The following is a 25721-nucleotide window of genomic DNA, read 5'->3' on the forward strand; positions in this document are numbered from 1 at the left end:
CAGATGTTATCAATAGTATATGAGTCACTTATTGACCAGTAATGCGTTTGTATTTAGACATCAAATCACTTTCAGTTTCGACATAGTTAGGATCATGAGGAATACAGTCAACCGGACAAATAACCACGCATTGCGGCTCATCGAAATGACCGACGCATTCCGTGCATAAATCAGGATCGATAACATAAATATCATCGCCTTCTGAGATGGCTTCGTTTGGGCAGGCAGGCTCGCACACATCACAATTGATGCATTCATCAGTAATTAATAGCGCCATAAACTGCTCCTTATTGTTTATTCTTAGCCTATATGCTGTAGCTATGAGCTTATTAAAGGGCTAGCTGTCTTTAATAGCCAGTTTTTTTGTAAAAGCCTGTGCCACACATGGAGGGACGAATTTATTGACATCGCCGCCAAGTCTGGCAATTTCGCGAATCATCGTCGACGAGATAAATGAATAGTTCTGAGAAGGGGTCAAAAACACCGCTTCAAAGTTTTCATCGAGCTCGCGATTCATATTAGCGAGCTGAAACTCATATTCAAAATCCGACATCGCCCGTAGACCACGCAATACCGCAGTGGCGTTTTTTTCACGCATAAAATCTACTAGCAAGCCTTCGAAACCAATGACCGAGACTTGCGGTAAATCTTCAAACACGGTCTCTACTAAAGTGACGCGTTCTTCGAAATTAAATAACGGTTTTTTATGATGTCCTGATGCAACGGCGATGACGACCTCATCAAACAGCTTGGTTGCGCGCTTGACCAAGTCCACATGACCATTGGTAATCGGGTCAAAGGTGCCAGGATATAAAATTTTGGTGTGCAGCTTTGAAGAATTGGAAGTAATAGAGTGGCTCATAACATGGCTAATATAGTCGGTAATATTACGCCATATGCTAGCAAATTTTGCCCGAACTTAATACTTATCTGCTACATTTGTCCTAACAGCTGACTTACATTTTTGTGAGGTGCTTTGCTACAATAGGCGGTTCGACTCATCCGTCTTATTATTCGAATGTAAGATAATCCAATTAAACGGGTTAGGGTGAGGAATTAGTAGGACTGGTCAGATAAGAACACGATATTTTTAAGTGATTCTTATGGAGAAATTATGTCAAAAAAATCAAAAAAACCGGAAAATCAAATTTGTGCGAACAAAAAAGCTCGACACGAGTACTTCATTGAAGAAACGTTTGAGGCAGGATTGTCGTTACAAGGTTGGGAAGTAAAAGCCATTCGCGCGGGCAAAATGACCATTACCGAAGCTTATATCATCTTCCGTAATAACGAGGCTTTCATATTTGGCGCGCATATTCAGCCGCTACTATCCAGCTCGACGCATGTCAGCCCTGATAGTATCCGTACCCGTAAACTGCTGCTCAATCGCCGCGAAATCGAAAAATTGATGGGTGCAGTCAACCAAAAAGGCTATGCCTGCGTGCCATTATCCTGCTATTGGAAAAACTCGCTGGTGAAATGTCAAATTGGCTTGGCACTGGGTAAAAAGCAGCACGACAAACGCAAAACGCTGAAAGATCGTGATTGGGAACGTGATAAACAACGTGGTTTTAAACAGCATTTAGATTAATGGACGAATGAAATGATTCACTTTAATCTAACGTAAAAAGGACGGCTCGATTAATTGAGCCGTCCCTTTTTATCGCTTATCCATATTGTCAATCGTAGCTCCTACGCAACTTATTTTTTGACCGAAGATGATAAGTTTTTGTGAGCGCGGCGCAGTTGGCGAATGCCATGAGTGACCAAACAAGCAATACCGAGCCAAATTAAACCATAGCTATAAATCATCGCTGATTCAAATGGATTACCCAAGACGGTGATTGCCAATATGAATAATAATGCAGGCTCCAAATAACTCATCATACCGTAGACATTTACCGGCAGCATTTGGCTGGCATCCACGTTGGTTTTCATGGCTAACACACTCATGACACCCAGTCCCGCCAGCATCATGATAAAAAACCCAGAGCCGCTAACAAGCATTAAACTACTAGGTGCTATCAAAAACAAATAAGCCAAAGCAAATGGCGCGAATATCGTTAAATCAACCAATAATCCAGTCACAGCACCGATTCCTTGCAGACGACGCAAGATATAATAAATAGGATACGTACCGCAGACCCAAAGCGTTGCCCAAGAGATACTTTGCGTACGGATAATTTCACTGCCGACCCCTAATGCGGCAAAGCCAACCGCCAACCATTGCAAACGGCTCAACTTTTCGCCAAAAAAGACACAGCCAAATATAACCATCATTAGTGGGAATAAGAAATAACCCATCGCGGTTTGTACACCTTGCCCATTCACGGGTGCCCACATAAATAACCAAAACTGGCTTAAGAATATCGGCGTTGGTAATAACAACCAAACCCACTGCTTTGCTGTGCGCAACGCTTTTAATTTATCCATGTGCAAACCCAAGCGCCCACTAATCAGCAAATATCCTATCAGTGCCGCCCACATCGCTAGCATACGCCAGATAAAGACTTGTGTACCTGACAATGGCGCTAAAAAGCTGCTGTAAGCATAAAGTACACCAAATAACAAATTCGACAGCACGGCTAACGCTACGCCTAACATTAATGTGCGCTGCTGTGCGCTACCTGCTGTCCAAATAGTAGGCAGTGGTAAGCGCGAAACAGTCGTTGCGAGCGTATTTGCAAAGACAGTAGAAAGGATTGAAGTAGACATAAAAGCACCGTACATTTAAATAGATATTAGGAAACCAACTATTAGCTTTGACTTGTCATGACTAAGCTTTTTTGACCTCTAGGCTCTGATTGCTGAGCTTTGATTATTGACCTTGATTGACAGCATCTATTTTACGAAGTAACGATGAGATATTATTGCTATAATAACCCATTTATAAATAAATTTATCTTCTTTACCACTTAAAACTGAATATTTTCTTATATTTTAATTTATAGTGATAATAATGATAAAAACAGATAATGAAAGCATTTCATAGAAGGGAGAACATAGTGAGCCAAATGTTAGATGATATCGATAAAGCGATTTTAAATTTGCTACAGGACGATGCGACCTTGCCATTAAAAACGGTGGCAGAACAAGTGCATGTGTCTATCGCTACTGCCCAGCGCCGTATCCAAGCATTAATCAGCAACGGCGTGATTACTAAGCAGGTCGCTATTGTAGACCCAAATAAAGTGGGCTACGGACTGACTGCCGTGGTGATGATAGAGATGGCGCGCTCAAATACTTCAATGCAACATCGATTTGAGCGCTTAATGAATACACAGCCACAGGTCATGAGCTGCTATGAAGTATCAGGTGACGCGGATTTTATGTTGATGGTCAATGCCAAAAATATGAGTGATTACCATCGATTCACGACAGGTTTGCTCACTTATGAGAATAATGTACGTAATTTTAAGAGTCAGTTTGTGATGAATTTCACTAAAAGTGGTACAAAGATTTTATTGGATTGACGCTAGCATGATGATTTGTTTGCGATGAATAGAACTTTTATGAAACCTTAGAATTGAACGTTAGAGCGTGTCATGAACTAGCATAGGAACTCCTTCATAACGCGCCCCAGCACTAGATCAAAACAGCTTTTCGACCACTGCTTTTGGATGACGTTGTTTGGCAATCTCTGCCACCTGAAATAAGATGTCATCGGCCTCAACGGGCCCTGCAATATCGCACAGGCAGACGTAAGCCAGTTGAACTACATTGTTTAAAATATACATGTCATCGGGTACTACAGGACGACCACCATCTAAAAACTGACTAATGTTAAGCGTATGCCCTTTGAAGGTGCGTTCTTTCGAAACAGTTTGGTGCAAGGTTTGAAACAGACTGCGATTATCTGGTGCGGTCAATTGATTGCTAAACGCTTCCATTACCGTATAAAATACTTGAACCGCTTCGGATTCAGACTTTTGTCCATTAACCGTCTTAGCCTCAGTAGCTGCCTCAGTCGATTGCTGACTGTCTGCTTGCATCGTATCCCAAAAACCTTTACGGATATCAGACTTATAGGCTTTTAGCTCAGGATAGCGTCTCGTTGCCTCCAAAACGCACTGCTGCATCATTTTTACGGAAACCGTAGGATACTGTCGCCATTGAGCCGTGAGAAGCAAGACTTCCTCAGGATTTAAATATTTTGCCAGTACTATCGCCATCGCGGACACGGTTCGTTCTACTGATTGAGTTTTAATAGTCATCAGTTTTCTCCTATAAATGCCGCTCTGTTAAACTTTTAGAATCAAACATCTGCTTTTGAAACTCGGGATAGCCTATCTCTGCATGCTCGGTATAGTCAAGACCACGTTGCTCGTGGAGGCGACTGGCTTTTAAGCCGAAAGTCATATCAATGAGTTTATACATAACCAAACCTAAGCCCAAGGCCCAAACGAGCGCCACACCCACACCTAGGGCTTGCACACCCAAGCGTGATAAGTTGAACAAATCCCCTGAATAGAACAATCCGGCCGCCAGTGTGCCCCATGCCCCGCCAAAGCCATGAACCGCAACTGCTGATACCACATCGTCGATTTTTAGCTTCAATAAAGCTTGGGTCGCTAGGATATAGACCACTGAGGCGATCGCACCAATGATAATGGCAAACACAGGCGTCGTCGTTGCACACCCTGCAGTAATGGATACTAGACCGATTAAACTGGCGTTGACACTATCGCTGAGCAAGATAGCTTTGTTTAGAGCCCTCGATATGATCATATAGCTCACCACAGCACTGACAGCTGCGACGAAAGTATTGACTGCTATCAACCCAATATTGCCAGTAATTGATAATGTCGAACCGGCATTGAACCCGAACCAACCGAACCACAATATAAAGCCGCCAAGAGCCAGTAACGTCATGTTATGTCCTGCTATCAATCTAGGCGTGCCATCAGGTGCAAAACGTCCCAATCTCGGGCCAATGACCAAAATACCAGCCAGCGCCAACCAACCGCCAATAGAATGCACAACGGTAGAACCCGCAAAATCAATAAAACCAAGCTCGGTAAGCCAGCCTGTACCACCAAAATAACCACCCCAAACCCAACTGGCGAACACCGGATAGATAAGTAGGCAAATAAGACAGGCGGCTACCGCGTACCCAATAAATGACACGCGCTCCGCCATAGCGCCACTAGCAATCGTAACGGCTGTCGCTGCAAACATCATCTGAAAGAACATCAGCGCCCAATCAAGGTTAGACAGCTCTACTGGCATAAAATGATCAGTACCAAAAAACCCAGAGTCATTGGTGCCCATCATTAGCCCAAAACCTACCAGATAAAACGCCAGACCACCGATGCACATATCGGTGTAGTTTTTCATCATCACATTCACAGCATTCTTCGCCCGTACTGAGCCACTCTCTAGCAAGGCAAATCCTGCCTGCATAAAGAACACCAATACTCCGCCCCATATAATCCAAGCAATGTTTTGATATTCGAGCAATTGCGTCACCGTTAATGTGGCCTCCTCAGCAGCATTGGCACTATTGGTTGCCCCAGCCAGTAAACCGATCATCAACAGGATCTTGAATAATAACAACTTAAATAAAACAGATATTGCATCCAGCCTAAAAGATAATTTCCTCACACACTTCTCTCCAAACAATTATTCAGCAAATCAACATCTATTAATGCTCTACTCTTGCTAATCCATATAGACAAGTAGGCTCTAATAAAGAGAGAGCAAAACGTATGCCAAAATGCACTTTTTTCGTGAGGGAAATCACACTGCAATACCAAAATAGAAGCCCCCAGTATAAAGACCGTCTTTAGACCTACCGTCACCCCTAATACTAAATCTGGATTAGAATTAATCAACTATCCCATTTTGAATCATATTTATGAGAATAATGTGCGCAACTTTAAAAGCCAATTTGTGATGAATTTCACTAAAAGTGGTACAAAGATTTTATTGGACTAGCAATCTCGACAAGCATTGGTTTATTGAGTTAATTAAAAGTAGCTAAGTCGCGCTCAAACAAGGTACGATACCAACGAAAGTTTGGCAAAAAACAATAGATACCAAATCAATAGTCCGTCGGTATAGTCGATTCAATTTAAAAGTAGTACAAGGCAACCGAGTGTAGATGTATATGTGATACTTCAAGCGAGGTTAACGCTGTAATACTTTTATAGTGGAATGACTATAGTAGACAAGGAAGCCTTAGCATGACTAAAAATACCCGTGCCATTAAAAAAGAAGAAAGTAATAATCCAGCATTAAAAGCATTAAGCTTCAAAACAGTGATAACAGGGGCGTCACTTGCGGCATTGCTCGCCAGCTCAGGCTGTGCCACCAGTTCATTGTTAGAAAGCAACAAACATGTCAGCACTATAACGACTAAGAGTGTGTTGTCTGAAGATCAAATTGTGGCTTTTGGTCGTCCTGCACAGGCATTACCAAAAACGCCAAATGCGACAATGGTAATCGTCGGTGAAAAGAACAGCTATGTGCTGACCCAAGGCGGGACGGAAATGGTCAATTTACTCACCAATCTGACGCCAAAGAACATTCAAGTCGACAACGATATGAGCTTTTCTGTGCCCAATAATGACGGCTACTTTCAGGGAGAAATGAAGCTTTCTTACGCCAAACTAAAAGACGAGTTTAAACGTTCTGATTACCAGTTCTTTTTACAAAACAATGGTCGCGAATGCACCTCCGCCAGTGATCAGCGTATCCAAGCTCAGCGCTTTTGCTTTAGCGTTCCTGTCAAAGGTGCTATCTATCCGCAGGTCAGTAATTTAAGCCTGATACAGTCGAACTATCGCGCCTTGACCAAGCCTTATATGGTTAGCTTTCATACAAAGACACAGCAAGATCAAATCACTCGTAGTGGCGCAAATACGGCGCAAAAACTGGTATTACTACCCTTTGCCCTAGCTTTTGATGTTGTGACTTTCCCATTGCAGTTGTTAGACAATTAAAGAACTTTTCAGCCAATGCATTGATCACTTTCTGACTCATACTGACTCATAATCTAAAGCAAGAATGGTTCTGCATTTCCCAAAACCATTCTTGTTGATAGGCTGATAGATTGTCTTACACTATCAATAACTTATCGCCAATCGCCCCTCATAGAATAGGTCGCATAGTGAAGGCAATTCATGTTAAAATGAGCGCTTTTAAATTCGCCTTTATTATCAGTGAGTAATAAGGGGCGTATTTTTAGTGCCATTTTCTAATTAACAGGTCCGCCCATGTCTGCCGATACCATTGCCCGCACTGCCTTTAAGCAAGGCACCAAGCCACTTTATGATTATGACAAACATTGGGCGAGCTGCTACGAGCCTGCGCCTTATCTGCCGATGAGCCGTAAAGAGATGGACGATCTGGGCTGGGATGCTTGTGATGTCATCATCATCTCAGGTGATGCGTATGTCGATCATCCAAGCTTTGGCATGGCGATCATCGGTCGCTTGCTTGAGTCGCAAGGTTTTCGTGTTGGTATCATCGCTCAGCCAGATTGGAAGAGCAAAGACGCCTTTATGGAACTGGGCAAACCTGTTTATGCTTATGGCGTGACGGCGGGCAACATGGATAGCATGATCAACCGCTATACCGCTGATCGCAAGATTCGTAGCGATGACGCTTACTCACCAGGTAATGTCGCTAATAAACGTCCCGACCGTGCTGCTATCGTTTATAGCCAGCGCTGCCGCGAAGCTTATCCTGATGTGCCGATTATTCTAGGCGGTATTGAAGGCAGCTTACGCCGTATCGCGCATTATGACTATTGGTCAGACAAAGTCCGTCGTAGTATTTTGCTGGATGCCCGTGCTGACGTCTTATTGTATGGTAATGCTGAACGCGCTATCGTCGATGTGGTGCATGGCTTATCAAAAGGCTATAGTTTTGAGCAAATGAGTAAATTGCGTGGTACGTCATATCTATTGACGCCAACACGCCGCCATTGGCAAGCTGGCATGACCGAAGTTGCCAGTAATGATGTCGATACCGTCGGCCGTGTCGATCCTATTATTAATCCATATGTGATGACTGAAGATATCGATAGCTGCTCAATCGAGCAAGACAAACCAAGCGACTCACCCGTTGGTCAAGCCATGACTGGAATGTCTGCTCAGTATCAAGGCTTTGTCGCAGAACCTGTCACCAATAAAGTCATCAACGCTGAACAAGTCGATGAAGAAACGCAAGTGGTACAAATGCGTGGCTTTAATAAGCCCATGACGGCGCGTAAACATAAACTCAAAATGCCACCGCGTGAGCAAACGGTGATTCGACTGCCTGATTATGAGCACGTCAAATCTGACCCTGTGCTTTATGCCCATGCCAGCCGTATTTTGCATCTGGAAACCAATCCAGGGAACGCTCGTGCGCTGGTACAGCGTCATAGTAGCGGTGCTGGTAACTCGCATACCTCGATTGACGTTTGGCTGAATCCACCACCGATTCCACTCTCAACCGAAGAGATGGATTACGTGTTTGATTTGCCGTATGCCCGCCTGCCACATCCAAGCTATGGCGATGCGCGTATCCCTGCTTATGACATGATTAAGTTTTCGGTCAATATCATGCGCGGCTGTTTTGGTGGTTGTACATTCTGCTCGATCACTGAGCACGAAGGCCGCATTATTCAAAGCCGCTCAGAAGACTCTATCTTGCGCGAAGTGGAAGCGATTCGTGATACTGCACCCAACTTTACTGGCGTGATATCTGATCTTGGTGGCCCAACGGCTAATATGTATCGTCTCAGCTGTAAAGATGAAACGATTGAAAAGAACTGCCGCAAGCCTTCTTGCGTCTATCCTGATGTCTGCGAAAACTTGATTACCGATCACAGTAATTTAACCAAGCTATATCGCAAAGCGCGTGATATCAAAGGCGTGAAAAAAATCCTTATTGCCTCAGGTCTGCGTTATGACTTGGCAGTAAAAGACCCTGAATACGTTAAAGAATTGGTCAGCCATCATGTCGGTGGTTATCTAAAAATTGCCCCTGAGCACTCTGAAGAAGGTGTGCTATCGAAGATGATGAAGCCGGGCATGGGCAGCTATGACAAATTCAAAGCCATGTTTGAGCAGTACAGTCAAGAAGCGGGTAAAGAGCAATATCTGATTCCTTACTTTATTGCCGCGCATCCGGGCACGAAAGATGAAGATATGATGAACCTTGCGCTTTGGCTAAAAAGTCATGGCTACCGTGCTGACCAAGTGCAAGCATTTTATCCAAGCCCGATGGCGACAGCGACCACCATGTATCACACCCATAAAGATCCGCTACATAAGGTCAGTCGTGATGAAGGTGACATGGATATCGTTAAGTCTGGCAAGCAGCGTAAATTGCACAAAGCCTTTTTGCGCTTCCATGACCCAAAAAACTGGGTGATGTTGCGTAAAGCATTGCAAGATATGGGTCGTAGCGATTTGATTGGTAAAAATCGTGGTTGCTTAATCCCACCATTTAACGCCAGTTTAGAAGGTCGCGATGCCGCACAAGACAGTTACCAATCGGCGCGCAAAAAGAACAGCCGCTTAGGTAATGATTCGGTGAAGCGCAGCAATGGCTCAACCAATAACAATGTCGTTAGTAAGAATACCAAAAAGAAAGTAAGCAAAGGTAATTTCCAGACACAGCATACGGGTCTGCCACCACGCAAAACTAAGTAACTAATTCCGCTGACCAAACTTATAAAGTGAGCTTGGTCAGCGACAGCTTAGGTATCCTTATCAATAAAAATCGCCCATCGGCTCTCAAGCTGATGGGCGATTTTTATTTGCCTAGCCAACTGTGAGTATCTATATTCAGTGAAAAAGTCAGTGAAAAGTAATATCGATACATGACGCACTGGTGATATCAATTTTTCTTGCTTGCTGTACCTGTGCAGACAGAGGCTAAAAAAAATTAGTGTCAGCAGTATAGTCGCGTTTTTGGGGTATTTTTACTATGGGGCGTCCCCTAAATGAATTATTACCCGAATAAAGTCCCACTTAAATTAGAAATTACATTAGTCATCGGTTAAGTAAGAAAGCTAATAGGTAACAAACAATTTCTAACATCGCTCTGACTATATTTTCGCTACTATGGCGCCATATGCTTAACGCATTATTAAGAACAGTTAAATGAATCAAGTTAATACTTTGGAGAAAACGATGGAAACGATAACTAAAATTGTCACTGCCCTACCAGCCCTTGCCCTACTGAGTGCTTGCGCCACTACCGCACCGACTACCCCAGATGCCACTGATACACCTGTTCCAGAAAAAGTGACAGCCGCTTATGATCGTATGGCATCAGCGCCTTATACGTGTACTGACGACAGCAAAATCATGGCAAAGCAATCTATCAATAAAGAACAAGTGATGCTAAACGCGACATTGCCTAAAGTAAATTGGGCAGAGCAAGCACTCATCTTAAATGGTAAAGTACAAGGCGATGTAGCAAGTTACGTCAACGAATCAAACCCAGAAGCTGTCTATGCATGGCACATGAAAGGCGACAAAGGTATTTTTGCCATCAAATGGGCAAATGGTAAAGAATACCAAGTAAACTGCCAAATATAATCAGTAGCCACGAGCAAAATTTATCATAAATAGTGAACAAAAAAACAGTCATCCTATGGTGGCTGTTTTTTTGTGCGCATTTTTTAAAAATATGCCGATTACTTCGGTATTTTCATATTCAATATTTTTACAACAGGCGCTTGTTTCCTCCATTTCGCTAGAGAACCGTAAAGAAAGCTGTCAAACTAGCAGGTAGAGTACATTAATCATGACCAATAATAAAAAGGATAACTCGATGGCTAAGCGTCTGATAAGTATGATGGTAATTGCAACGGCAAGTATGTGGGCGCTGACAGGCTGCGATAACGCTACCGATTCTGTCGATGCCACTGAGCAAACTGCGGAGACAGCAGAAGATCCATCTGCACCAGCAGCCGACACCATCGACTGGTCATTGGTAGACAGTGGTGAAAAGCCTGCTGACCCCACCAACTATCAGTATCCGTTTGCACTCGATAGTCAAAACGTCCGTGATTATGCGGATTATTTCAAGGTGGACGCTGCGACCGCACAGCACAATCTAACCATCAGCATGGCCAGTAACGAGGCACTATCGAAAGCCTTGGATCAGTTGAGTGAGACCTATGTATCACATGAGGTAACCGATGGCAATGAAATGACGCTTATCATTCATACCACGCCCGATGTCGCTGCCAGCAGCTACGATTATGTGCTGTCTGATGACTTTGCTAAAGGATTGGTATTACCTATCGTGATACAGCCAGATGGTAAGAAAGGTGATGCGAAGGCGCATAGTGAGATGGTGGAGTAGAAGTTAATAGCGTGTGTTTTTATTTATATGACACACGCTATTAAAGAAGATTAAGTCTGACGATATGGATTGTTTGAGAGTTCAATTTTTATATTGGTATCGCATAACAGCTTTGCTAAATAAGGTTGATACTGAGTAGCTGCTGGGGCAATATAGATTTTATCAAGATGTAACTTTACATCTGCTTCATATTCAACGTATAGAAACCTACCAAACTCCATTTTAACTTCAGGTCTATCAAGTGAAGTAATATAAATCATTCGACACTCTTGCTCCTCCTGAAAAGCTATATGCTTAATTAAATACTTTATTGGTAGTAATATCCTATCTAGTAAAATATTTATTTCTGAAGTTTTCGATTGATCTAGCTTACTTACAATGTCCATAGCTTTCTGATACGTACCTTTCAAACACTCAAACCATATCAAAAACTCATTTGTCTTTTTATCAATATACTTTTTATACTTTATCCATTTTATATCAGCTTCAACACGGTCACTAAATTCTCTATAAAAAGTAATCTGATTGCGTTGTGCTAAATGTATAAATTGAGAACTAGGATCTATATAAACACAACGTATTACTGGCTGTTGACTAATTTTTTCCTTAGATACTTCTTCATCCAAGCTTCTTTCAGTTGCGATAAATGACACTTGATCAGGGTGATCATTTTCTTTAAAGAAATCTTTATTGAATATCAAACTAACACCAGAAGCTTCCTTATAGTCTTGCTTACCATAAAGTCTGAACTGGTTTAAACTATCATGATTAAAAGTAAAGCATCCAATAAATGTCTGATATTCACCATCAAACCTTACTCCACTATCTCCATCTTTACTCTCGTTCTTTAGATAACCCTCAAGTAACTTACCTTCACTAGGGTCATTAACATTATGAATAGTGTTTAGTCGAAAAGAATTAGTATTTGGATTATGTAGTAAAATGTTGGCCACTTCAGTTGAAGTATAATGTGCAAGCTTACGCTCTGCATGCAACTGTTTCTTTCCTATACTATTGATATCAATCTTTAATATAGATAATATCTTATATACAAGATTAGATATTTCAAAGATATTTCTACCCAGTTCCTCAAAACTTCTATCTAAAATTAAATTGCATATATCTATTTTATTTTTTGCTTCGTAAGGGAACTTGTTTTTTACGAAGACGAAACTGCTCTTAGCATGTTCTATATCTACTAAGCTATCACTTTCTAAAAGTATATCTCCTATAAAGAACTGAGCATTCTCATAAATACTTTTATTCTCTTCAAGTCTGATACTATTGAACACCTCTAGTGCTTCTTCCTTGTAATTTTTATTCAACAAAATAGTAGCTATGAGAAATTTCGCATTCGCTATACTTATTTTATTTCCATCACCGCTTATTATTATTCTTGCTAATTTCTTAATTATTCCACGAGTATATTCATCTGGAATTTCTTTTAACTTATCAATGATTTTTCTATCACTTTCAGTCATACCCTACTCCCCAACCATCGCCAAAAACTCTTCCTCACCCACGATTTTCACATCCAGTTTCTCTGCTTTGGTCAGTTTAGAGCCAGCCTTATCCCCTGCTAGTAGCGCAGTCGTTTTTGCCGAGATGCTGCCTGATACCTTCGCGCCTAACGCTTGCAGTTTAGCCTTGGCTTCATCACGTGCCATTTTTTCAAGTGCACCCGTAATCACCCACGTCTGCCCATCAAGTGGCAAGTCTTCAGCAGCTTTTTGCTCAACCTTATCCCAATGCACACCCGCTTCAAGCAGCGAATTGATCACTTCGATATTGTGTGGCGCACGGAAGAACTCGTAAGCCAGCTCGGCAGTGATGGTACCAACGTCAGGGGTTTTAATCAGAGTTTCGATACTGGCTGCCATCAGGCTATCGAGGTCACCAAATTGCTGTGCAAAGTTTTGCGCCGTGCCCTCACCCACACCGCGAATACCAAGTGCATAAATGAATCGTGCTAGCGTGGTATGTTTGCTGGCTTCGATAGCACTGATGATATTTTGTACCGATTTTTCACCCAATTTTTCTAGCGTAATTAGCTCGTCTTGATGATTGTGCAATTGGTAAATGTCTGCCACTGTCTTAACCAAACCATGCTCAAAGAAGCTAATGAGCCAACTCGCGCCAAGTCCATCGATATCCATTGCACGACGCGAGACAAAGTGAATCAACGCTTCTTGCTGCTGTGCGGGACAAAAGAGGCCGCCCGTACAGCGTGCCAAAGCCTCATCCTTTGGCAGGACGACAGGAGAGTCGCAGACAGGACAGGTAGACGGCAGCGTCACTGGTTTTGAGTCTGCTGAGCGCTGGTCATGCCACACGCGAGTGACTTTGGGGATGACATCCCCTGCACGGTGGACGCTGACCATATCGCCTGCACGCACGTCTAAACGCTGAATCTCACCAAAGTTATGTAGAGTGACATTACTGACGGTGACGCCGCCGACTTTGACAGGTTCAAGCTTACCCACTGGGGTAATCGCGCCGGTGCGTCCGACTTGCCATTCGATATCGTTTAGACGCGTCATCACAGTCTCGGCAGGGAATTTATAAGCGGTAGCCCAGCGTGGCTCACGTGATAGAAACCCAAGCTGCTGCTGCAATGACAGGTTATTTACCTTAATCACCATGCCATCGATTTCAAACGGCAAACTGGCACGGCTCTCAATCACAGACTCATAGTAAGTCTGTGCCGCGCGTGGATTTGCGACCACTTCTACTGCACTGACAGTAAAGCCAATGGTTTTTAGCCACGCCAAGCCTGCTGACTGCGTTTCGATGGTCTCAGGCAATCCCTGATTGATAGAATAAGCATAGAATGCGAGTGGACGACTGGCTGCTATAGCTGGATCCAACTGACGTAAGCTACCCGCAGCAGCATTACGTGGATTGGCAAAGGTTTTATTTTCACTCTCTTCTGCTAGGCGATTGAGACGATCAAAACCTGCCTTGGGCATCAGCACTTCACCGCGCACTTCTAGCAACTCGATATCAGCAGCATCGGCAAGCCAAAGTGGCAAGTTACGAATGGTCTTGGTGTTTTGCGTAATATCCTCGCCCGTTTGCCCATCACCGCGCGTGACGGCTTGGACAAATTTGCCATGCTCATATTTTAACGACACAGCCAATCCATCAAGCTTTAGCTCCATTTCATACTCAGGATTTTTCTGTGCGTCATTTAGACGGTCATTGACGCGGCGCATAAAGGCATGTAATTCGTCATAGTCAAAAACATTGCCCAGTGACAGCATGGGGATGTCATGAGTGACTTGAGTAAAAGCTGATAGCGGCATGTCACCGACTTGATTGATTGGACTATCAGGCTGCACCAAATCTGGATATTCTTCTTCAAGCTCCAATAAAGAGCGGCGCAATTGGTCGTATTCGCTGTCTTCTAAGATGGGATTGTCGAGCACATAATAGGCATAATTGTGCTGCTTAAGGGCATCGATAAACGTGCGCATTTGGATGACGATATTATCGCCAGTATCATGAGCCGCATTTTTATTGGTTTCAGTTTGAGCAGCGCTCGGTAAGATAGGGTCAGTCATAGTCGGCGTCTTTTATTTGCAATTCAAGATGTCGATATAATAACAAGTTTGCAGGATACTCGGTATAGCCAATCCTATATAAATCAGATACTGTGTCAGGCTCGCTCAGTCTACTATGTGTAGTACTTTCACTCACCTTCCTTGTATCTAAATTATCTTGAAGCGACTCTAGCATTTTGCAGAAACTAAAGCCCATTAAAAAAGGCAAATAACGTTAATCGCTATTTGCCTTTTTTAATGCTACTCATTTAATGCTACTCACTCATTGTATAAAATGGCGTTTAGCCCTCATAATCGCGGACTTGGTTGCGTAGTTGCTGCTTGTATTCAGAGGTGATTGGTTCGTTCTCTTCATCCAGCATAATGGCATCCAAATCGCTTGCCATCATATAAGCAATGCTCATCATACTATCGAAGCTGCGCAATGCTTGTGGGTGTGGCAACGATAAAAACACCACCACACCAGTATAGGTATTGGTCGCGACACTATGCGGGTCAAATGGTGCGATACCACTATCGGTGATACCCATCATGCTAAACCACAGCATGCCAGTGCCATCTTTTTGCTCGTAGCGATGGAACATATTCATCGCGCCATAGCGCAGACCATATTTATCAATCAGCGCCAATAAATCACGGCCACGGATAGTCGCCGTTGGACGGTCACGATATTGGTGCGGCAAGATGGTGATATTGATATTGTCTTTGGCATTGATCAATGGACCGTTTTGCGCATCATCGCCTGACTCTGATAGATGCTGATCCAGTATCGGGCTGTTGTCATCGAAGCTAGGCTCTTCTGCCGTGTCGATCGATGGCATCAGATTATCCGTTGCCGACATGAGGCTTGAAAACGCATCAGGCTCTTGTTCGATATGCATCTGATCAGCGGCTTCTACAAATTCAGCACTATCGGCACGGCGTTGCTCATCTTGCCAGCGCGCATAGTCAGCTTCATCGATGACGTCATGGTCGTCAGTTACGGTACTGCTATGCTCGGCTGTTAGCTGGGCGTCAACGTTGGTATGTGTCTGCGTCAAAGGCTCTTCTTCAACGACGGCATCCAAGTAGCTACGATCTGGACCGATGCTCGTCTCGCCAGCGACCGTATCATCAAGGTCTGGCTGATCGACGATATTACGCTCGTGACGCGGTATGATGGGAATACCATTTTTGTCATAATTGACCGCAGCAGCTTCGGTAGCAGCGCGGCGCTTAAAGCTACGAATGACCATAAACAGCCCTGCGAGCACGATAAACGCGGCAATGGCAATCAATATAAACTGAATAACGGTCATGATAAATACATCCTAGTATATATAACAAAAGGGAATACACAAACGAGCATAAATGGCAATATTCTAGCATGGCTGACCTATGTCGTCACCACATTGTGTACTTTATAACCAGTAAGCTTGGCTGAGGTCAAGCTTATTTGCATTTATGCCAATTGATTGATTATATTTGCATCTCGCTGATTCTCATAGCACTTTTAGTATCAGATTCTTAAGTCTTAGCTCTCTACATAACGCGCGGCTTCATCTAGCGAGACGCTGACTAATGTAGAAACACCTGCGCTTGGCATAGTAATGCCTTTTAGCTCGTCAGCAATCTGCATCGTCAGTTTGTTATGACTGATAAAAATAAACTGTAAATCATCGGCCAGCTCATGAATCAAACTGGTAAAGCGTTCGACGTTGGCATCATCAAGTGGCGCATCGACTTCATCAAGCACACAGAACGGTGCGGGATGCTGCTTAAATATCGCAAAAATCAAGCTCAGCGCGGTGAGGGTTTTTTCGCCACCCGACAGCACAGCTAGGCGACTATTACGCTTGCCCTTTGGCTGTGCCATTAAAGTAAGCCCTGCTCGCCACTGCTCTGACTTGTATTTGTCAGCGGGGATGTTGGCTGGCATATCGTCTGTGTTCAATGTCAAACTGGCTTGACCACCACCGAAGACTTTGGCAAATAAATTGGCAAGCTCAGTATTGACGGCATCTAGCGTTTGCATAAACAACGTCTTAGTGGTCTCATCAATAGACTCAATCGCTGCCGTCAACGTCTGCATACTAGCCGCAATATCTGCTGTCTGCTGCGCCAATGGCTCTAGGCGCTCATTGACCTCAGCCAACTCTGCCACTGCGGCGAGATTGACTGGACCGATTTTACCAAGCTGCTGCTCAAGCGTGGCACGTTCAGACTCTAATTCAGCGATTTTATCTGGACGCACACGGCGATCATGCGCGATAAAATCCGCGAGCAAGTTTGAGACACTCATCATTTGTTGCTGCGGGTGCTGTGTTGAATGCGATTCCGATTTATATTTGTGGCTTACCTTATAATACGCTTCTAAGGCATCATGAGTATGAGTGCTCGCATCGTCCAAACGTGCCATGCTTAGTGCCAACTCGGTGGCATGATTCGCAAGCTTACCCTGCTGAACTTGTAACGTATTTTGCACGCTATCCAACGCTGTCTGCTGCTGAGCATAGTCTTGCTTTAGCGCAGCCAATGCGGTATCACGTTCGGTCAATAGCACCTGCTGCTTATCTCGTGCTGTCTGCGCCATTTGTAATGCTGCTTGCAAGTCTGGTAACTTATTCTGCTGCTTCTGATGACTTGCTTTTAGCTGCTGCTCGCTCTGTAGCGATTGGTCATATTGCACAGTCGCCCGAGTTAGGCTGCTAACGCTATGCTCTAGGCGCATCTCGCTCTGTTGAATGCGTAGTTGCAATGCTTGCCATGCATCATCATCGGCTTGGCGTGTGCGATTTAGCTCACTGCGCTCAGCCTGTAACTGCTGACTGGTCGCACGGGCATCGGATATTTGCGGTGTTAACGCTACTATCTGGCTTTGAATATCTTGCTGCTCATGAGTGAGCACTTGTCCCTCTTGAGCTAACTCTTGTTGCTCTTGCTCAAGGGCAGATTTGTCCGCCATGAGACGCTGGCTGTCTGCTTGCAGGCGCTCAGCATTGGCACGCTGAGTCGTTAGCTGCTGCTGATATTTATGTTTATCACGGGTGAGCTGATCCGCTTGTCCGCGAGTTTCTTCTAGATTAATCGTTAATGCATCATAATCACGTTGGTTCTTTGCAATGGTGTTTTGCGTCTCTTGTATTTTGGTTTCAAACTCATCTAGCAAATCTTCTAGTGCTTGCAAACGGCTACGCTGCTGCAAACGCTGTGTTAAAAACTGGCTGTTGCTCTCACCTTGACTATCTTGCTCACCTGTAAGCTTACTCAGATTAATCGTTCCCTGACGACTGATGAGCCAACCGTCTGCGGTTAACAAAATAGCTGACGATGGCAACGCTTTTAAGATATTGGCAACGTCTTCAAGAGTCTGCTGATTGCTCGCTTCTGATTGCGCAATATATACATAGCACTGCTGCCAGAGCGCCAATGCAGGCTGCTTAATCAGTTGTGATAATGGCAAGACTGTATCAGCTAAGCTATCTGGTAAATGGTTGATGAGTGGCTTTGTAGCTCCTTGATTCTTAGTAGGTAACCACAAGCTATGACCACTCTCTATTGAAGGTTTTCCTTCTGCATTAGCCTGCTCATTTTGTGCTGTCTGATAAGTAACGATATCCGTTAGATCATGCTCAAGCACATGCCATAAGCTGTTCGCTTCCTCAATATCACTGCTCACATCATCAACGTTTAATTGATTAGATTGGTTAGAGATTAGTACATGACTATCTAGCCATAACGCCAAGACGCTATCGAGTAGCACGGCGTGCTGTTGCCCTTTTTCACTCAGCTCAATCTGCTCACGCAAAGTAGTAATGGCCAATTCGTTATAGCGATTGACGACATTGCTTTCCGAGCTATCATCTAGATTATCCGCTGTAGAGACAGAGGCTTGCTGTTGATTTTGCGGTGTAGGTTTTGGATGCAATATCTGATGCAGGGTATCATACTCACTGGCCAATACCGCGTGACGCTTCTCATGCTCACTCAACTCACGCTGCTGCGTATTCAAGCGCTGCTGTAAATCATGCGCTTGCGGTTGTAGTTCCGACAGACGCTCATCGATGCTGTCTTGTTGACGCTCAATCTGCTGCAACTGTTTATTCAGCTCTGCAACTTGCGTCTCTAACGTCTGCTGTAGGTTTTGTCCATCCGTTGGCGCTTGTTCATCAGAGCCCTTATCAGAGTCCTTATCAAAGCCCTTATTATTGCTAGAGGCTGATAGCGACTGTTGTAATTGCTGCCATAGATTTTGCCAGTTTTGCTGGCGGCGCTGCCATTTGTCATGGTTCTGCTGATGGCGTTTTTGCGCTTGGCTATTAATGGCTTGCTGCTGCTCAAGCATGCGCGCATTATCTTGTAGACGTGAAAGCTGGTTTTGCGCGTCATGCCATGCGCGCTGCAATGGTTGCTCGTTGCGTTTATGCGTGTCACGTTTACTCATCAACTCACTGAGCTGTGGACGCAAATCTGCCAAGATAGCCTGCTGCTCGGCTTGCTCGGCTTTTAATCGATCAATCTCATCCACTGCTTGCGCGCGCTGCTGATTCAAGCTTGCGAGTTGCTGCTCTATCACGGTCAATTGTGACTTGGCATCGCTCAGCGCGTGCTCAGCTTGTTGATAGCCTAGCTGCTGCTGATAGTGAGCGCTTTGGGCATCGTCCTTGAGCCATTGCTCTTGATTGATATGCGTGGCGAGCTTGTCTTGCTGCGCTTTTAGCGTCTCATAGTCGGCTTGTAATGTAGCGACTTCGGCAGTGCTGCGCTCATGGGCGATCTTTTGCTGCTGCTGCGTATACTTGGCTTGATACAGCTGTTGAATGGCCAGTTGCTGCTTGATATCAGCAAGGGTCAAGGCCAGCTCTTCGTAACGCTGTGCACTGGCGGCTTGCTTAGACAAGCGTTTTTGTTGGCTGACCAGCTCGCTTTGCATGTCATGCAGACGTGCTAGGTTCTCTTGTGTTTTCTCCAGCTTTTTTTGCGTTTCTTCGCGGCGTGCTTGATAACGAGACACCCCTGCAGCCTCTTCGATAAACTCACGCAGCTGCATGGGGCTAGATTCGACAATACGCCCAATCATACCCTGCTCAATCACCGCATAACTGCGTGCACCAAGTCCCGTACCCAAAAACACATCGACCACATCACGGCGACGACAACGTGTGCCATTGATGAAGTAATCTGAGCGCCCTTCTTTATTTACCTGACGACGAACGGACAGCTCTTGATACAGATTAAACTCATGGCGAATGCCCGTATGCTCATCTTGCGTATGCTCAAATGTCAGCTCGACACTGGCAACACTTTTGGCAGCCTTATCTTGCGTACCAGCAAAGATAACATCGCTCATCGCGCCGCCACGCAACTGCTTGGCAGAGGTCTCACCCAGCACCCAGCGAATGGCATCAATCACATTGGATTTGCCACAGCCGTTCGGCCCGACAATGGCGGTGATGCCATGACGGAAGGTAAAAGTCGTTGGATTGGCAAAGGATTTGAAGCCTGCCAGCTTTAGAGATTTTAGACGCATGAATAGTCAGTAGATATGGTGAAAACAGGCGGCTATTCTACCTGAAATAGTGCTGGATTTTTAGCATTTATAACTTCATATTTATAAATGTCAGGCCCAATGTTAGCGATCAGCAACGCCATACCCAAGGGTCTAGGGTTTGTCCTTACCTTCAAAATGAGGACAGACCCTAGTATTAAATTGGCTTGACTTTATTTACGTAGTCCTTAGCTGCTCAGTTTATTTTCGCCAGCGATGACTTTTAGTGTTTTTCCTACTTCGCTACTATAAGTCTGTTTGAGTATACCACTGACAAACACCCACTCTGACTGACAAGACTCAGGTGTTACCGTGACCGCCATATAGCCACGTTGATTAGCATTCATATATTGCAAATCAGTCACTAGCCCTGTCAATACAGCTTGCAAGGTTGATGGTGGAATATCAGGGACGTACTCTTCAAAGCCTGGTGAGCTGACAGAGCTGGTCGCAAACTCAACACCGACTGACACACCATCTTCATTGGTCAGATTACTTGCCCATGCATTATGCGTGTCGCCTGCGAGTACCACCAAATTTTTATTTAAGCTGCTGACTGCCTTTAACAGTCTCTCACGCGATGACCCATAACCATCCCAAGCATCGAGATTATAAGGAAGATAAGGCTGCGCTAAAATACTTTTTTCTTCAACGGTCAACATGCTTGGATTGGTCTGCGCTTTATTTACTAAGCCCAGATAATCAATAATACTTAACCCAAGATTTGGATTGCTCAGATTCAGAATGACTGGCGCAGGTATCAGCATACGAGCCATCAATATTTGCTGACCGAACACTTGCCATTTGGCGGTCGATTGTTGCAACTGACTGACCAGCCAATTGTTCTGCCTCAGCCCCAGTAGTTGTCTTTCAGGGTCATTGGTGGCTAATGTAAATGCCTCTGTATCAATATATGGAGATCCATTACTATCTACTTTAGTAAAATTGGTATAATTGAGCTGCTCATCACGCCCAATGACTCGAGTGTCTAGCATATATAGGCTCAACAACTCACCAAAATCAAAGCGGCGATAAATCTCACTTTGTACCTCATTGCGTATTGGCATCCACTCATGATACGCGGTCACAGCAGCCAGTTTTCGATCATCCCAACCTCCTTCAGTGGCAGATTGATGGTTTTCGGCGCCGTCACTATAGGTATCATTTGAAAGCTCATGATCATCCCAAACCGCAATCATGGGCAGCGCCGCATGCAATGCTTGCAGGTCTAAATCGGTTCTATATTGAGCATAACGCGCGCGATACTCATTGATATTGACGATTTCTTTATTTGGCATGACTTCACGGGCAATGGACGAGGCGTTTGCCGAAGCATACGCGGGTACTGTATTGCCTTGAGCATCGGTATTGGTACGACCATATTCGTAAATATAATCCCCTAAATGTACGAAAACATCCAAATCATTACGTTTGGCAGCATCAGCATACACATGAAAAAAACCTGCGGGATAATTGGCACAACTAAAAACCGCCATTTTTACTTGATTTACGTTGCCAACAGGTAAGGTTTTCGTTTTGCCCACACGGCTAGACTGATCACCCACCATAAACTGGTAATAGTAAACGGTATTGGGCGTTAGCGAATCGACATCGACCTTAACGGTATAGTCTTTTATGGCGTTCGTCGTTACTTGACCTTGTGCAATCACATCGCTCATTTGCTCATCACGAGCCACAATCCACTGTACAGCAAATGTATGAGAGCCGGTGTTTTGCGGTGCGACTCGCGTCCACAATATCACTCGATCAGATAACGGGTCGCCACTGGCAACACCGTGATCAAAACTAATGGTTTTATCTGTGTCTATACGATCGTCATCATCGTCAGAGTCACAGCCTACCAAGCCCAAACTGGTCGCACCTACCGCCGTCATGCCTATCGTGGTTCCAAACCCTTGGATGAAACGACGTCTATTAAAGCCTGAGGTATTTTGGGTATCGTTATTGGGTCGTTGCTTGGACAAATGGGTATCAATAGCAGGTTTTGAGAGAGGAGAATTGCGCGGTTTTTTTACGCCATCCACAAAGACATTATGGATAATTTCTTTTTGCGGATTTTCATTGATAGCGCTTGCTTTGTTGATACTCGTTTCTGCGGTATTGTCATCTTGCTTGCTCATGGTCAGTGCTTCCCTATACTGTATAGTAATTTATCACCGTCAATAATTATCTTTATTTAGTTTGTGAATCTTCCTGACTTCTCTAAATAAAGATAAACAAAATTCTATGATGAGTATATCGCTATAAATACAGCGCTTCCTACCATTAAAGGCGACCGTCAGGTTAGATTTTTATTTTTTTATTCATCAAACCTTCACTAGAACGTGCCTCATTTTGACAATGGTAATAAAAATGAGATAGACAGCCGCCAAGCAAGGAAAGTCGTACAAATAATATCGAGATATTAGCAAGCTACTTGACGCAGTTTGGCAAAATTTGGCCATTTTTAGCCCATTTACCGTTTAGGGTTCAGATTGAGGACACGCTTTAAACTACAGTACCCCAATCCCACTTAATAATAACTGTCCACCAGCAAACACTAACAACACGCCAAACGCGCGTTTAAGCATCAGCGCAGGCAATACATGGGCGAGCTTGGCACCAACTTTTGCCATGGTAAAACTGACCACTGAAATACATAAAAATCCCGTGATATGCACAAACCCTATCGTACCCTCAGGTAGGTTGACCACGTCTTGACCGAACCATGCAAACCCTGCTGCGCCCGCCAGCGCAATCGGTAGACCGCAAGCCGCTGACGTACCGACCGATTGTTTCATCGGTAGCCCCGCCCAGTTTAAAAACGGTACGGTCAAACTACCACCGCCGATACCAAAAATAGACGACGCCATACCAATACCCGTACCAGCACCAAACTGGATGCCAGCAGAGGGTAATGGCTTCCCCAACTGTTCTTTATTAGAGAAAAACAGCATCTTTATCGCAACCAAAAGCGCGCCCACACCAATAATGGCTTGTAGTACCTTGCCGTCAATCATGTCCGCAACACCTGCGCCCACCAGACTACCAACGACCAAACCCAATGCCATTTTTCGCCATACTTCCCAGCGCACACCGCCGCGCTTATTATGAGCAGTGAGTGAGCTAATCGATGTCACAACGATGGTCGCCAGTGACGTGCCAATGGCCAAATGAGTCACTACTTCTGGTGAAAAATCATAGGCGGTAAAAATCCAGACCAGTGCGGGTACGATAATCATGCCGCCGCCAACGCCAAACAAGCCAGCGCTGACACCGGCAAAAGCTCCTGCAATCACAAACCACACATATAACATCATCGAATTAGCCTTTTATCTTGCTTGTATTTTGAACGGTATTTTTATCTTACTGATTTGCCTGTTTATGCCCTTAGTGACATCTTCTTAATTGCATTTGCCAAATCACACCCCAATCTTTATGCTGTCTGTTCGCGAAAACCGTCCAGTATATCAAAGATTATCCCAGCGACATTACTCAAGTAGAATAAACTTATGCCGATATTTACCCAATCATTTCACTCTGTGCCTGAGTCATTAACACTTGAGCATTTACCTGAGCTGAATCATCGCCATCTTACCAGTAGCGCGTCTACGAATAGCGAGCTAATAGCGGATGTACAGAATGGCACATTGAATGCGACCGAGATGCACCTGCTAACTGCTGAAACCCAAAGCGCTGGTCGCGGACAACACGGGCGCTCATGGCAATCACCGCGTGGCAATGTCTACCTGTCTCTCTATCATCCTGTTCACATACCGGTTAGTGGCTTACTGTCACTAATCATCGGTGTAGAGCTGGCAAAAATTCCCGTTATCCAAATGCTAAATGAGCAATTACAAATGCAAGGACTAACACCAATCGGCGTGAAGTGGGCAAATGATTTGGGGTTTTACCAAAGCCAGAATCAGCCTCAAAGCCAATCTGCCTTAGATAGCGCTGATGTGCATAATACGGAATTAAATCATCAGACACTGCCGTTTAATAAGCTTGCTGGGATTCTGATTGAACCCGTATCGCAAGCAGGCAAACTGGTTGGTTTGGTGATAGGTGTGGGTCTCAATGTCCAAGCCACACCAAAGCTAACTGCGCAAACCTCTGAAGGCATGAGTTATCAAGCGATTAGCTTACAAGATATTGCTGAGACACTACAGCCAAAAGCGCAGGCTGCCAGTCTACCGAGCTTACGTGTGCTCTATCAGCAAATGAGTAAAGCGCTAATGGCTGCGATGACGCGCTTTGAGCACCTAAGTATAGAAAAGCCAACGGAACATAGTTATTATCTGAATAGCTTTTTGAAGCAGTTTGACTCGATGGATGCACTGAACGAACTGCGATTACGTGTGACCCAAGAGCATAACGGTCAAACGAATATACTCACAGGCCACGCTTGTGGTATCGATACACATGGATGTTTGCAATTGCGCCAAGATAACGGTAAGATTTCTGCTCTTTTTACCGGACGCATCGACGTTATTCAAACGACTTAATCGTTTAATCAACGAGCACTAAAGTGCAGTAGCTATCAGGATATGATGTTGATAATTGCTGCGCTATATAAAGGGAATTTTATGCTCTGGCTTGATCTTGGAAATACCCGCCTGAAATACTGGCTCACCGATGATATCGGTCAGATAGTCACACATGATGCCAAACAGCATTTGCAAGCACCAGCCGAATTACTAATGGGTCTGACGGATCGCTTTGAGCGCTTTGCTCCTGACTTTATTGGCATCTCGTCCGTACTGGGTGACGAGCTGAATGCCAAGGTATCAGAGACCTTAAGCCGTCTTAATATTCCGTTTGAATTCGTCCATGTCGATGCCGCTCACACACTCATGAAGAGTCAATATAATGATGAGCAGCTCGGCTGTGATCGTTGGCTACAGATGCTCGGCGCGGTGGATAAGAAGAAGCGTCAATGTGTGATTGGTTGCGGTACAGCAGTGACCATTGATTTGATCGATCACGCTGAGCATTTGGGCGGTTATATCTTTCCCAGCATCTACCTGCAACGTGAGTCTTTGTTTTCTGGTACTAAGCAAATCACTATCTCTAACGGGACTTTCGACAGTGTCGGCCAAGGTGTCACCACACAAGATGCGGTACATCGCGGCATACTATTATCAATCGTCGGTGCTATCAATGAAATTCGCCATCGTCATCCCAACTTTGAAGTCATCATGACGGGCGGCGATGCAGCTATTATTTCTCAGCATGTTAATCGTCCTGTACGTCTGCGTGATGATTTATTATTAAATGGTCTGGCACGGTATTTTGATCATAGTAAATAATCGACG

19 protein-coding genes are annotated in these 25721 nt (G+C 44.4%); 8 read left to right on the plus strand and 11 right to left on the minus strand.

From position 1 onward, the window contains the following. Positions 1 to 28: 28 nt before the first annotated feature. Complete coding sequence (locus tag RH96_RS13740; protein ID WP_010201794.1) at positions 29 to 277, minus strand: YfhL family 4Fe-4S dicluster ferredoxin; 249 nt, start codon at positions 275 to 277, stop codon at positions 29 to 31. A gap of 60 nt (positions 278 to 337) precedes the next feature. Beyond that, positions 338 to 862 carry a pantetheine-phosphate adenylyltransferase gene (coaD, locus tag RH96_RS13745; protein WP_010201795.1) on the minus strand — a complete coding sequence of 175 codons (525 nt, stop codon included), beginning with the start codon at positions 860 to 862 and terminating at the stop codon, positions 338 to 340. A gap of 252 nt (positions 863 to 1114) precedes the next feature. Between coaD and smpB the strand changes: the two genes are divergently transcribed. Beyond that, on the plus strand, positions 1115 to 1591 hold the full coding sequence (gene smpB, locus RH96_RS13750) for an SsrA-binding protein SmpB (protein WP_010201796.1): 477 nt from the start codon (positions 1115 to 1117) through the stop codon (positions 1589 to 1591). Positions 1592 to 1701: 110 nt separating this feature from the next. Here smpB and rarD read toward each other — a convergent pair whose 3' ends face one another. Further along, on the minus strand, positions 1702 to 2715 hold the full coding sequence (gene rarD / locus RH96_RS13755) for an EamA family transporter RarD (RefSeq protein WP_010201797.1): 1014 nt from the start codon (positions 2713 to 2715) through the stop codon (positions 1702 to 1704). 299 nt (positions 2716 to 3014) lie between these two features. Between rarD and RH96_RS13760 the strand changes: the two genes are divergently transcribed. After that, complete coding sequence (locus RH96_RS13760) at positions 3015 to 3473, plus strand: Lrp/AsnC family transcriptional regulator (RefSeq protein WP_037033766.1); 459 nt, start codon at positions 3015 to 3017, stop codon at positions 3471 to 3473. Positions 3474 to 3590: 117 nt separating this feature from the next. Here RH96_RS13760 and RH96_RS13765 read toward each other — a convergent pair whose 3' ends face one another. Both RH96_RS13765 and RH96_RS13770 read right to left on the minus strand, forming a co-directional pair. Next, entirely contained in the window at positions 3591 to 4214 is a 624-nt protein-coding gene (locus RH96_RS13765) for a hypothetical protein (RefSeq protein ID WP_010201799.1), read from the minus strand. Between the two features lie 10 nt (positions 4215 to 4224). Continuing rightward, on the minus strand, positions 4225 to 5532 hold the full coding sequence (locus RH96_RS13770) for an ammonium transporter (RefSeq protein ID WP_010201800.1): 1308 nt from the start codon (positions 5530 to 5532) through the stop codon (positions 4225 to 4227). Between the two features lie 653 nt (positions 5533 to 6185). Between RH96_RS13770 and RH96_RS13775 the strand changes: the two genes are divergently transcribed. From RH96_RS13775 to RH96_RS13790, 4 genes are all read left to right on the plus strand, one after another. Next, on the plus strand, positions 6186 to 6944 hold the full coding sequence (locus tag RH96_RS13775; protein WP_010201801.1) for a hypothetical protein: 759 nt from the start codon (positions 6186 to 6188) through the stop codon (positions 6942 to 6944). Between the two features lie 273 nt (positions 6945 to 7217). After that, positions 7218 to 9647, plus strand: coding sequence for a YgiQ family radical SAM protein (locus RH96_RS13780; protein WP_010201802.1), 2430 nt, complete (start codon positions 7218 to 7220; stop codon positions 9645 to 9647). Between the two features lie 483 nt (positions 9648 to 10130). Next, a complete protein-coding gene (locus tag RH96_RS13785) occupies positions 10131 to 10541 on the plus strand; it encodes a hypothetical protein (RefSeq protein WP_026037386.1) in 411 nt (136 codons plus the stop codon). 235 nt (positions 10542 to 10776) lie between these two features. Continuing rightward, entirely contained in the window at positions 10777 to 11313 is a 537-nt protein-coding gene (locus tag RH96_RS13790; protein ID WP_010201805.1) for a hypothetical protein, read from the plus strand. Between the two features lie 50 nt (positions 11314 to 11363). Here the strand turns inward: RH96_RS13790 and RH96_RS13795 are convergent, their stop codons facing one another. The 6 genes from RH96_RS13795 to RH96_RS13820 all read right to left on the minus strand — a co-directional run bounded on the left by RH96_RS13795 (position 11364) and on the right by RH96_RS13820 (position 23720). After that, positions 11364 to 12794: a DUF2971 domain-containing protein gene (locus RH96_RS13795; RefSeq protein ID WP_010201806.1), complete on the minus strand. Its 1431-nt coding sequence runs from the start codon at positions 12792 to 12794 to the stop codon at positions 11364 to 11366. 3 nt (positions 12795 to 12797) lie between these two features. After that, positions 12798 to 14876 (minus strand): NAD-dependent DNA ligase LigA, encoded by a 2079-nt coding sequence (gene ligA / locus RH96_RS13800; protein ID WP_010201807.1) that lies wholly within the window; start codon positions 14874 to 14876, stop codon positions 12798 to 12800. Positions 14877 to 15157: 281 nt separating this feature from the next. Beyond that, complete coding sequence (locus RH96_RS13805; RefSeq protein WP_010201808.1) at positions 15158 to 16174, minus strand: cell division protein ZipA C-terminal FtsZ-binding domain-containing protein; 1017 nt, start codon at positions 16172 to 16174, stop codon at positions 15158 to 15160. Between the two features lie 215 nt (positions 16175 to 16389). Continuing rightward, positions 16390 to 20385, minus strand: coding sequence for an AAA family ATPase (locus tag RH96_RS13810; RefSeq protein WP_010201810.1), 3996 nt, complete (start codon positions 20383 to 20385; stop codon positions 16390 to 16392). A 206-nt stretch (positions 20386 to 20591) separates the two neighbouring features. After that, on the minus strand, positions 20592 to 22544 hold the full coding sequence (locus tag RH96_RS13815) for an alkaline phosphatase D family protein (RefSeq protein WP_010201811.1): 1953 nt from the start codon (positions 22542 to 22544) through the stop codon (positions 20592 to 20594). Between the two features lie 372 nt (positions 22545 to 22916). Further along, positions 22917 to 23720, minus strand: a complete 804-nt coding sequence (locus RH96_RS13820; protein ID WP_026037389.1) for a sulfite exporter TauE/SafE family protein — start codon at positions 23718 to 23720, stop codon at positions 22917 to 22919. A gap of 195 nt (positions 23721 to 23915) precedes the next feature. On the opposite strand from RH96_RS13820, the gene RH96_RS13825 reads away from it, so the two are divergent. Together RH96_RS13825 and RH96_RS13830 are read left to right on the plus strand one after the other, a co-directional pair. Further along, on the plus strand, positions 23916 to 24911 hold the full coding sequence (locus tag RH96_RS13825) for a biotin--[acetyl-CoA-carboxylase] ligase (protein WP_010201814.1): 996 nt from the start codon (positions 23916 to 23918) through the stop codon (positions 24909 to 24911). Positions 24912 to 24992: 81 nt separating this feature from the next. Continuing rightward, complete coding sequence (locus RH96_RS13830) at positions 24993 to 25715, plus strand: pantothenate kinase (protein ID WP_026037390.1); 723 nt, start codon at positions 24993 to 24995, stop codon at positions 25713 to 25715. Positions 25716 to 25721 lie beyond the last annotated feature (6 nt).

It is taken from the genome of Psychrobacter sp. PAMC 21119 (assembly GCF_000247495.1).
GTDB classification, from domain to species: Bacteria; Pseudomonadota; Gammaproteobacteria; order Pseudomonadales; family Moraxellaceae; genus Psychrobacter; species Psychrobacter glaciei.